Source organism: Rheinheimera sp. (assembly GCF_020217005.1).
Lineage (GTDB): Bacteria > Pseudomonadota > Gammaproteobacteria > Enterobacterales > Alteromonadaceae > Pararheinheimera.
Window position 1 is genome coordinate 1 of sequence record NZ_JAIWOI010000034.1, and the last position, 10,000, is coordinate 10,000.

At 45.4% G+C, this 10,000-nt stretch carries 10 protein-coding genes; 4 read left to right on the forward strand and 6 right to left on the reverse strand.

From position 1 onward, the window contains the following. The 3 genes from LDL40_RS01675 to LDL40_RS01685 all read left to right on the forward strand — a co-directional run. Nucleotides 1-371 (forward strand): S16 family serine protease (locus tag LDL40_RS01675; RefSeq protein ID WP_300993108.1); only part of this gene is annotated, 371 nt, incomplete at its 5' end. Nucleotides 372-580: 209 nt separating this feature from the next. After that, nucleotides 581-853 carry a nucleoid-associated protein HU-beta gene (hupB, locus tag LDL40_RS01680; RefSeq protein ID WP_008898812.1) on the forward strand — a complete coding sequence of 91 codons (273 nt, stop codon included), beginning with the start codon at nt 581-583 and terminating at the stop codon, nt 851-853. Nucleotides 854-1,034: 181 nt separating this feature from the next. Continuing rightward, nucleotides 1,035-2,951, forward strand: a complete 1,917-nt coding sequence (locus tag LDL40_RS01685) for a SurA N-terminal domain-containing protein (protein ID WP_300993110.1) — start codon at nt 1,035-1,037, stop codon at nt 2,949-2,951. A gap of 72 nt (nt 2,952-3,023) precedes the next feature. Here LDL40_RS01685 and LDL40_RS01690 read toward each other — a convergent pair whose 3' ends face one another. Genes LDL40_RS01690 through pspF form a run of 6 tightly spaced genes read right to left on the reverse strand, consistent with a single transcriptional unit; the run spans nt 3,024 to nt 9,388 of the window. After that, complete coding sequence (locus LDL40_RS01690; RefSeq protein WP_300993113.1) at nt 3,024-3,794, reverse strand: ATP-binding cassette domain-containing protein; 771 nt, start codon at nt 3,792-3,794, stop codon at nt 3,024-3,026. Next, nucleotides 3,791-4,783 carry an oligopeptide/dipeptide ABC transporter ATP-binding protein gene (locus tag LDL40_RS01695; RefSeq protein ID WP_300993116.1) on the reverse strand — a complete coding sequence of 331 codons (993 nt, stop codon included), beginning with the start codon at nt 4,781-4,783 and terminating at the stop codon, nt 3,791-3,793. Before LDL40_RS01695 ends, LDL40_RS01690 begins: the two co-directional genes overlap by 4 nt. Beyond that, nucleotides 4,783-5,676 (reverse strand): ABC transporter permease subunit, encoded by an 894-nt coding sequence (locus LDL40_RS01700; protein WP_300993119.1) that lies wholly within the window; start codon nt 5,674-5,676, stop codon nt 4,783-4,785. Before LDL40_RS01700 ends, LDL40_RS01695 begins: the two co-directional genes overlap by 1 nt. Beyond that, nucleotides 5,677-6,696 carry an ABC transporter permease subunit gene (locus LDL40_RS01705; protein ID WP_300993121.1) on the reverse strand — a complete coding sequence of 340 codons (1,020 nt, stop codon included), beginning with the start codon at nt 6,694-6,696 and terminating at the stop codon, nt 5,677-5,679. Continuing rightward, nucleotides 6,693-8,309, reverse strand: coding sequence for an ABC transporter substrate-binding protein SapA (gene sapA, locus LDL40_RS01710; RefSeq protein ID WP_300993123.1), 1,617 nt, complete (start codon nt 8,307-8,309; stop codon nt 6,693-6,695). Before sapA ends, LDL40_RS01705 begins: the two co-directional genes overlap by 4 nt. After that, on the reverse strand, nt 8,306-9,388 hold the full coding sequence (gene pspF / locus LDL40_RS01715) for a phage shock protein operon transcriptional activator (RefSeq protein ID WP_300993125.1): 1,083 nt from the start codon (nt 9,386-9,388) through the stop codon (nt 8,306-8,308). The genes sapA and pspF overlap by 4 nt, the downstream gene beginning before the upstream one ends. 182 nt (nt 9,389-9,570) lie before the next feature. Here pspF and LDL40_RS01720 point away from each other — a divergent pair. Beyond that, a partial coding sequence (locus LDL40_RS01720) for a PspA/IM30 family protein (protein WP_300993127.1) occupies nt 9,571-10,000 on the forward strand: 430 nt, incomplete at its 3' end.

Consider the following 10,000-nt stretch of genomic DNA (forward strand, 5'->3'; position numbering starts at 1 on the left):
ACGGTCCAAGTGCAGGTATAGCTATGGTGACGGCTCTGGTGTCCAGCTTGACTGGTAACCCGGTAAGGGCAGATGTGGCTATGACAGGTGAGATTACCCTGCGTGGTGAAGTTCTGCCTATAGGTGGTCTGAAAGAGAAGCTGCTCGCTGCACACCGTGGTGGTATAAAACGGGTTTTAATACCCCATGACAACGTTCGGGACCTGAAAGATATTCCGGATAATGTCAAAGGGGATATCGAAATTCGTGCGGTAAAATGGATTGATGAGGTGCTGGAACTGGCTCTGCAAGAGCCGCCAACAGGCATGTCAGTGCTTGAAGTGGAAAAAAATCCAGCAAAAAGCAAAAAAAGCATAAAAAATCCTGCTTAGGGGCTTTTCAATTGCTCTGGCTGTGTTAAGTTATGGGCAGTTTCGACGCAGCCCTTGTCTGACAAGGGTTGTGGCCTAACAGAATTTTTTGTAGTGTGTCGTTTTGTGCTTGCAAGCCCAATTCAGGCTTGATATAACAAACACGCTACTACGACAAAGCAAATTTACTGTAGTTGTTGAAAATAATAACAATTGAAGGGGATGATATTGTGAACAAGTCTCAACTTATCGACAAAATCGCTGCTGGTGCAGATATTTCTAAAGCGGCAGCTGGTCGTTCTCTGGACGCGTTCATCGACGCTGTTACTGAGGCTCTTAAGGAAGGCGATTCAGTAGCCTTAGTTGGTTTTGGTACATTTGCAGTTCGCGAGCGCGCTGCACGTTCAGGCCGTAACCCACAAACTGGTGAAACTATCCAAATCGCTTCTGCGAAAATTCCTTCGTTCAAGCCAGGTAAAGCGCTGAAAGACAGCGTAAACTAAGCTGAACGCCTGGCTGTGTCAGTCAGGCCAATGAAGCTGATGGTTCTTCCAGCACAACTGGTTGAGAAAAGCAAAACGCATTTAGCCTGACGCTACCACAGCTTTTATGAAAAAGGCGTATCTGTTAAGATGCGCTTTTTTTTTAAGACAACCAAAAGTTGCCAAAAGAGACGTAGATACAATGTTAGAAAAGATCAGAGAAGGTTCGCAGGGTATGATCGCCAAGGTCATTCTTGGCTTTGTGATCCTGACTTTTGCGTTAGCCGGGGTCGGCAGTTATCTTGGCAGCAGCAGAGAAGTTCCTGTTGCCGTCGTCAACGGTGATGAAATAACCAAAGTTCAGTTCGATACAGCGTACCAAAATGAAAGAGCCAGAATGCAACAGCAGTTTGGTGAAATGTTTGGAATGTTGTCGGCTGATAACAATTACATGAGCAACTTCCGCAATTCAGTGCTGGAAAAACTCATTGATGAGCAATTGCAACGTCAACTTGTGGCTCAATTGGATTTAGTCGTCAGCGACGAGGTGTTACGAGACACTATTCGTGCTATGCCTGAATTTCAGGTCGACGGCGTGTTTAATAACGACCGTTATATCGCCTTACTGCGTCAAAACGGCTACGAGCCAAATCAGTTCCGTGATTATTTAAGAGCGCAAATGTCAGCTAACCAACTTGTGGTTGGTCTGGCTGGTTCAGAATTTGCGACTGTGTCTGAGATGCAATTACTGTCTAAGTTGCAGCAGCAAAGCCGTGATATCCAATACGCTGTATTAAAGGCTGCTGATTTTGCTTCTGCCGTTGAAATAAATGATCAACTGTTGCAGGACTATTATCAAAGCAACACCAATCAATTTGTTTCGCCAGAAACCGTATCTGTGGATTATGTGCAGCTAACTGCGGCTGATATTGCCAAGTCTGTTGTGGTAGCTGATGCCGACCTGCAAGCCTACTATGACGCGAATCAGGCAAGGTATAAAACCGAAGAGCGTCGCCGTGTGTCGCATATTCTGTTGGAGTCTGCCGAAGACAATGCTGAAATTAAAGCTAAAGCAGAAGCCTTAGCCAGTCAGCTGCAACAAGGCGCAGATTTTGCTGAATTAGCTAAGAAAGAATCTGCTGATACTTTTTCTGCAGAAAAAGGCGGTGACTTAGATTTTATCGACAAAGGGGTGATGGATGCTGAATTTGAAAAAGCTGCCTATGCCTTAGCTAAAACTGGTGACATCAGCCCTGTAGTTAAAACTGAATTCGGTTATCACATCATTAAACTCACCGAAATTCAGCCTGGTTCGACGAAAGCTTTTGCTGATGTAAAAGAGCAAATTCTGGCCTCTGTGAAAGAAGAAAAGGCCGCTGAAAAATTTGCTGAGCTGCAACAATTATTAGGCGAAAAGAGCTTTGAGATTGCGGACAGTTTGCAGGAAGCTGCCGAAGCTGTGGGCTCTAAAGTAGTCTCAGTACCAGCGTTTAGCCGCGCAACTGCTCCTGCAGAATTAACAGCACCTAAAGTTCTGGAGACCTTGTTCTCGGAAGACTTTATCAATGCAGGTGTGAACAGTGATGTGATTGAAGTAGCTCCGCAGCATGTTGTGGTGGTGCGAGTGAATTCACATCAGGCGGAGACGACTAAAAAGCTTGAAGAAGTAACAGAGCAGGTGAAAGCAGCAGTGATCGCGGCGAAGAGCTCTGAACTGGCTAAAGCAAAGGCTGAAGCTTTATTGGCTGAAGTCGTTGCAGGCAAGCCATTAGCGGATGTAGCTGCTGCTGCCCAGTTGACGTTAGAGACAAAAGCCGCAGTCACTCGTTTTGGTGGGGATATTGATTCAGATATACGTACCAAAGCTTTTGAGCTGGCAAAACCTTCAGAGGCTCAACCTGCCACTGTTGCTATGTTAAATCTGGCAAGCGGCGATGCGGCTTTGGTCGCGGTCACTAAAGTGACTGATACTGAAGTAACGACTAAGCCTCCGCTGGAGCAGTTACAACAGTTTGCCGATCAGAAAGCACAAAGTAGTTTTGGAGCTTTAGTGGCTGCATTAAAAGCCAAGGCGGAAATTACGCGTTCATTACCAGCAGCGACCATTGACGAACAATAAATGTCTTATGTTGCCTGAACAAAAAAACCAACCTTAGGGTTGGTTTTTTTGTCTTTGCGGTAGCTACTTTGTCTAGCTTTGAGCGCTGCTTATCAGCTTTCTGCTGTACTCATGCTGAGGGTTGTCGAACACATCATTGGTTTGGCCATAATCCAGTGCCTTACCCTGATGCAATACCAGCATGCTGTCGCTGATATGACGAACTAAACGCAGGTGGTTGGTGATCAATAAATAAGACAAACCGGTATTTTTTTGTAGCTCCAGTAGCAGGTTTACAATCTGAGCTCGTAGTGAAGGGTCCAGTGCAGTCAAAGCTTCATCCAGTATCAGCAGTTTAGGATCCATAATCAGGGCTCTGGCGAGCGCTACACGCTGTAATTGGCCCCCTGAGAACATATGAGGGTAGTAATCTGCGTGTTCTTCCATTAAACCTAACTGTTGCAGCGTAAGATGGATTTTATTCTCACGTTGCTGTTCATCCAGAAGCGTGCTGTACCGTAAAACATCGTTAAGCATTTGCCCCACTTTTTGGTGGGGATTTAATGAACGGGCTGGATCCTGAAAAATATAACGGATCACATGGTTATACTTTTTGTAGTCGCTGATGGTGACTGCTTCGCCTTCCAGTAGAATTTCTCCGCTGTCCGGTTTTTCTATACCGACCAACAATTTCGCTAATGTACTTTTCCCCGAACCAGTTTCACCCACTATAGCCAGAGTTTGACCAGGGTAAAGACTAAAACTGATATCGGCCAAAGCCTGAACGGTTTTATGGCTAAAGATGCCCTGCGCTTTCTGATAACTTTTATACAGCTGGCGGATCTCCAACAACGGTATTGTCATAACTTTTTACCTTGCAGTGGAAAATGGCAACTGAAATAATGATTTTGCAAGCGCTCCAGCACCGGGGTCTTGACACATTCCTTGCGAGCATTAGGGCAACGTGGTCCCAAACGACATCCTATAGGTAGATGCTGTAAGGTAGGAATGCTGCCATGCAAAGCGTACAAAGGTTGTTTACTGGCCAGTTGTGGCTGAAATTCAGGCACGCTTTTTATCAATGCGTCTGTATAGGGGTGAAAGGGCTGTTTTAATATAGCTGCAGTTTCGCCTGCTTCAACCAATTGGCCACAATAGAGCACACTCAAAGTCTGCGTGTTACGGGCTACTGTTTCCAGCTCATGACTGATTAATAAAATCGACATACCTTTGAGCTGGTTAAAACTGGCTAGTAAACGGAATAGCTGAGCCTGAGTGGTACTTTCTAAGGCTGTAGTTGGTTCGTCAGCGATCAGCAGTTTGGGTTTTTTCGCGATCGCCATGGCGATCATAATTTTCTGACAAACGCCTTCAGGCAACTGATAAGGGTAGGAATTAAATATCGCCTGATGGTCGCGAATACCGACCTTATGCAACAAGGCGATAGCTTTTTTTCGACGTTCAAAAGGACGACCCCACCAACTGCTTTCCAGCTCTGAATCAGGAATGGACTCTATCAGTTGTTCCAAAATGGGAGCCGTAGGATCCATGCTCCGACTTGGCTCCTGATAAATCATCGCAATATCACGGCCTATAATCTTGCGCTGGTCTTCATAGGATAAACGCAATAAGTCCTGACCAGCCCAGCTGAAACGGTCGGCGGTAATACGCCATCTTTTGTTGAGCACTCCTACTATCGCTTTGGCAATTAAACTTTTGCCTGAGCCAGATTCGCCCACAAGACCTCGTATTTCTCCTTCCCTTATGGTCAGGTTGATCCTGTCGACAGCGCGGATTAATCCTTCCGGAGTTTCCAACTCTATCGTCATATTTTTAATATCGAGCAGAATCATTAGTTTTCCCGCCGTTTTTTCATCGCTGTGCGCAAGCCATCACCGACCAGATTCACAGATAGGACAGCTGCGAATACCAGAACACCCGGCAAGGCAATGGCCCAGGGGGCAAGATAAATTAAATCCAGTGCATCAGCGATCATTACACCCCATTCGGAAGTTGGCGCCTGAGCACCCAGGCCAAGAAAGCCCAAAGCAGCGATATCCAGTATTGCAGTAGACAGAGCCATAGTGGCCATTACAGTTAAATGCTCCCAAATATTGGGCAATACAGCATAGCGCAATACCTGCCAGTTAGATGCGCCATCCAATCTGTAAGCGGCAACGTAATCCTGTTTTAGGGTATCTTGTATCGAGTTTCTGATGCCATGTACAAACTGAGGCAATAAAGCCAGCATAATGGCCCAGGTAGTGTTCCAAAGCCCAGGGCCCAATACGGCCACAATAATGATCGCTAGTAACAGGGAAGGGATGGTCAGTGCTAAATCCAGCACATGATTAAAAATACTGGATTTCACACCTTTACTCATGCCCGCCATTGCGCCCAGTGCCAGTCCCATCAGCAAAGAACCTAGCACTGTGATCAAGGCTATGCCAAAGGTATAAGTCGCCCCTTTCATCAGGCGAGACATCAAATCCCGTCCTAAGTCATCTGTGCCAAAAGGATATTGCACTAATCCTTGGTCGCTCCATGAGGGCGCCAGTAACAATAGATCAGGGTTTTGCAGATAAGGGTTATGTGGCGTAATGACAGGTGCCAGGATAGTAAGCAGCAAAAAAAACGAAAACATAATCAGCCCAAAGACAGCGGCGTGTTGACGTTGAAACTGTTGCCAAAGCTGAGTTAAAGGCCCACGGTTTTGTTCTTCAAAATATAGCCGGAATTTTTTCATTTATGCTTTCCTGGCCAGTGGATTAAACAAGGTATGTAAAATTTCAGTCAGCATGTTTACCACTATGACTAAGCAGGACACCACTAATAGCCCTCCTTGTATGGCAGGGTAATTACGCTGATAGATACTATCCAGCAGCCATTGACCTATACCAGGCCAGGAAAAGATCACTTCGGTGATCATGGCTAAGGTGATCAGGGTGCTAAATTGTAAGCCAATCTGCCGGATTACAGGCAATAACGCATTACGCAGACCGTGGTGATACAACACCTGTGCACGGCTTAAGCCTTTCGCTCTTGCTGTTTTAATGTAACTTTGTTCCAGTACGGCCAGCATAGAATCACGGGTAAAGCGGATCATCACTGTAGTAGGGAAAGTAGCAAGCACTACGGCGGGTAATAGCAAGTGTCGTAAAGCGTCTAGTGTCGCTTCTGATTTGTAGCTGATGTCTGACAACCAGATGTCGGGCAACATAAAACCTGTAGTGGTGGGGATATCAAATAAAACACTGATACGCCCCGCTGTAGGTAAAACCGCTAATGTTAATGAAAACAGCATGATAAGTAGCAGTGCCCACCAGAAAATAGGAATAGAATAGGCAACAAGAGTAATGCCGGAAATAAGCCTGCCCAAAAAGCTATCCGCTTTTACGGCGGCAAAGAGCCCTAATGGAATACCCAATACAAAAGATAACAGCAGCGCATAACTCGCAAGTTCTATAGTTGCAGGGAATACGGCGACAATTTCTGACAATACGGGTTGTTGGCTGGAAAACGACAGCCCCCATTCGCCGTCCAGTATGCGGTTTAAGTAGGCTATATATTGCTGTAACAGTGATTGGTCCAATGCATAATATTCTATTAACGATTGTCGCTGCTCTGGCTTTATGTCGGTCAGCCCGGAAATATTAGTTAGTACTTCGCCCGGGAAAAGATAACTTAAACTGAAGGCAAGTATAGTCAGTGCAACAAATACAAAGCCAATTAAGAAACAGCGACGCAAAAAGTAATGCAACATCATAAGGATTTTCTCGCCGCAGCCATTGAGATGCCACCATATGGATTAATAGTAACCCCTGTCACTTTGATACTTTTCGCCTGAAAGCGTTTGGAATGAGCAATACTGACCAAAGGCATTTGTTCATCGATATAAAGTTGCGCTGTTAAATAAAAACTACGGCGTTGTTTGATATCTGCTGTAAGCAATGCCTGGTTGATAAGATTATCAAAATTTGGATCACACCAGTTGGCTCTGTTGCTGCCAGATTCAGCAGCACTGCAACTTAACAGTGGTCGGAAAAAGTTGTCAGGATCAGCATTGTCTGCAGCCCAACCTATCAGCACCGAGTCATGTTCATATTCTGACAGTTTGCGCCTGAAACTATTCCATTCAAAGGAAACTACCGAGGCCCGTACCCCAATTTTAGCTAAATCAGCCTGCATCAACTCTGCCATTTTTAGAGCATTAGGGTTGTATAACCTCTGAACGGGCATGGCCCAAATATCCATACGAAAACCTTGAGGATAACCAGCTTGTGCCAGCAGCTCTTTGGCTTTGACCGGGTCGTACTGTTGCTCAGCTAAATCGTGATAAAAGGCCCAGGATGTTGGTGGCAGCAAGGTTTTGGCTTTATCGGCATAACCAAAGTAAACCGCATCCAAAATAGCGTCCTTGTTGATGGCGTAAGCTAGGGCTTTTCTAACCAGCACATTATCAAAAGGAGGTTTTTTGGTGTTAAAAGCCCAGAAGCCAACGTTCATACTGGTTTGGCTTTGTACTTCTACGTCTGGACGCTCTGTGATCAGCTTCAGTTCGGCGTTACGCGGATAAGCGACTACATCACATTCGTGAGTCAGTAGTTTAGCCATACGTTTGGCATTGTCCGGTACCAAATCAAACACCAACTGTGTTAATTCGGTTTTACCACGCCAGTATTCCGGATGACGATAGTAGCGGATAAATTGATCTTTTTTATATTCTTTAAAAAAAAACGGTCCAGTTCCTATAGGTCGAAGATCCAACAGCTCAGGTGTACCAAGTTGCATCAAACTTTGCGCATATTCGGCAGATAAAATAGAAGCAAAATCTGTCGCTAAGTTGGACAAGAAAGAACTATCCGGACGAGCCAGTTCAAAACGCACGGTAGTGTTGTTTTCGGCTATAACGGCTTTAACCAGAGAGCCCCAGTCCACACTTTGAAAATAGGGGTAATTTGTTCCGCCTATCGCATGGTATGGATGATCAATCTGTAGTATACGATTAAAGGTGAAAGTGACATCGGTTGCATTTAACGCCCTGGACGGAGAGAAAAAGGCGGTATGATGAAATTGCACATCAGGGCGCAGAGTAAACCAATAAGTTTTGCCATCTTGGCTTAGTCGCCATTGGGTGGCCAGTGCAGGTAACAATTCACCTGTTGCCGGGTCTATATCGAGCAGACGGTCGTAAAGTTGCTGACTGATGGCATCAATAGTAGTACCTGAAGTCACCCGTTGCGGGTTAAAACTCTCAGGCGAGCCTTCAGCGCAATACACCATACCTTGCTGGATAGTTTCAGGAATATCTGGCTGGCAGGCACTGAGTATCAACACAGAGCCACAAGGAACCATCAGGCTCAGTAAGGCTCTGATCATTGTTGGCTGTCCAGCAGTTTGTACTTTTTCATATAACCACGTAACTGATGATAGGTCAGATTCAGAGCTTCAGCCGTTTTCTTCTGATTAAACTGGCAGGCAGTAAGGGCCTGTTTGATCAGGTCCATTTCAAAGTTCTCTGATAAAACCTTAAAATCCTGTACCTGATTAAAATCGAAAGCCGAGGTGCTTTTGGCTGATACTGTTAGATTATCGCTGCTTTGGTCGTGACTTGCCACCACTGCTTTTTCTGTCTGCGGTTTACGATCAAGTGTACGGACCCTGTTTCGCGGCCTAAAAGGCGACTCGAAAGGGTCTAGCTGAATATGATGTACAGGCACATAAGGATTGTTGGTGCGGTAGACACTGCGTTCTACAACATTCTTTAGCTCACGCACATTACCAGGCCAATCATAATCCAACAGCGCTCGTTTAGCTTTTTCACTAAAGCCACTAAAGAGTTCAAAACCTAACTCTCGTGCCATATTGACGGCGAAATGTTCAGCCAATACCAAAATGTCTTCTTGCCTTTCTCTCATGGGGGGCAAAGTAATGACATCAAACGCCAGACGGTCGAGCAAGTCGGCACGAAACTCACCCTGTTCAGCCATCGATGGTAGGTCTTCATTGGTGGCGCAAATTAAACGCACATCAACTTTAACGGAGCGGCTGCCACCAACCCGTTCGAATTCACCATATTCGATCACCCGCAGCAGTTTTTCCTGCACCATAGCAGGTGTGTTGGCTAATTCGTCCAGAAATAAGGTGCCGCCGTTGGCGCGCTCAAAGCGGCCTTCATGACGTTTGGCTGCACCGGTAAAAGCGCCAGCTTCATGACCAAAAAGCTCACTTTCCAGCAAGTTTTCGTTCAGTGCCGCACAGTTCAAAGTTAAATAACTTTGATCCCAGCGCTGAGACAGGTAATGTAGACGGGCTGCGATCAGCTCTTTACCTGTGCCTCTTTCACCTATGATCAGCACAGGCTTGTGCAAAGGCGCGATTTGAGAAACCTGATCCAAAACGTTTAAAAAGCTGTTGGATTGGCCTATTAAGTTATCTTGCTGAAAACTTCTGCTCATCTGGATTTACGAAGTGGTGAAATTAACTAATAAGTAGTGTATTTCATAACTTGAACTTGGCATAGTCTTTTTGTGATATAAATAAAATTGTTTTAAAACAAAGGTTTAAAATATTTTGGCAAGTTGGCAAGAAACCTGAATAAGTAATAGCGAATCCAACAAGTCATTTAGAGGTAAATAGTATGGGTATCTTCTCTCGCTTTTCAGATATCGTAAATTCCAACATCAATGCTTTATTAGATAAAGCAGAAGATCCGGAAAAAATGGTCCGCCTGATTATTCAGGAAATGGAAGACACTTTAGTTGAAGTACGTTCTACCTCAGCGAAGACCATTGCAGAGAAAAAAGAACTGCAACGTGTTGTCGCTAAGTTAGAAGCTGAAGTTGCTGACTGGCAGGCAAAAGCTGAGCTGGCTTTGAGCAAAGAACGTGAAGACTTAGCCCGTGCTGCTCTGGTAGAGCGTCAAAAAGCGGCGGACCAGGCGGCGGCCGTAGCGGCTGACATCACTCACTTGGATGAACATGTCAGCAAGCTGCAGGACGAAGTAGGTCAGCTACAGGATAAGCTGGCTGATGCTAAAGCCCGTCAGAAAGCTATGCTGATGCGTCAGA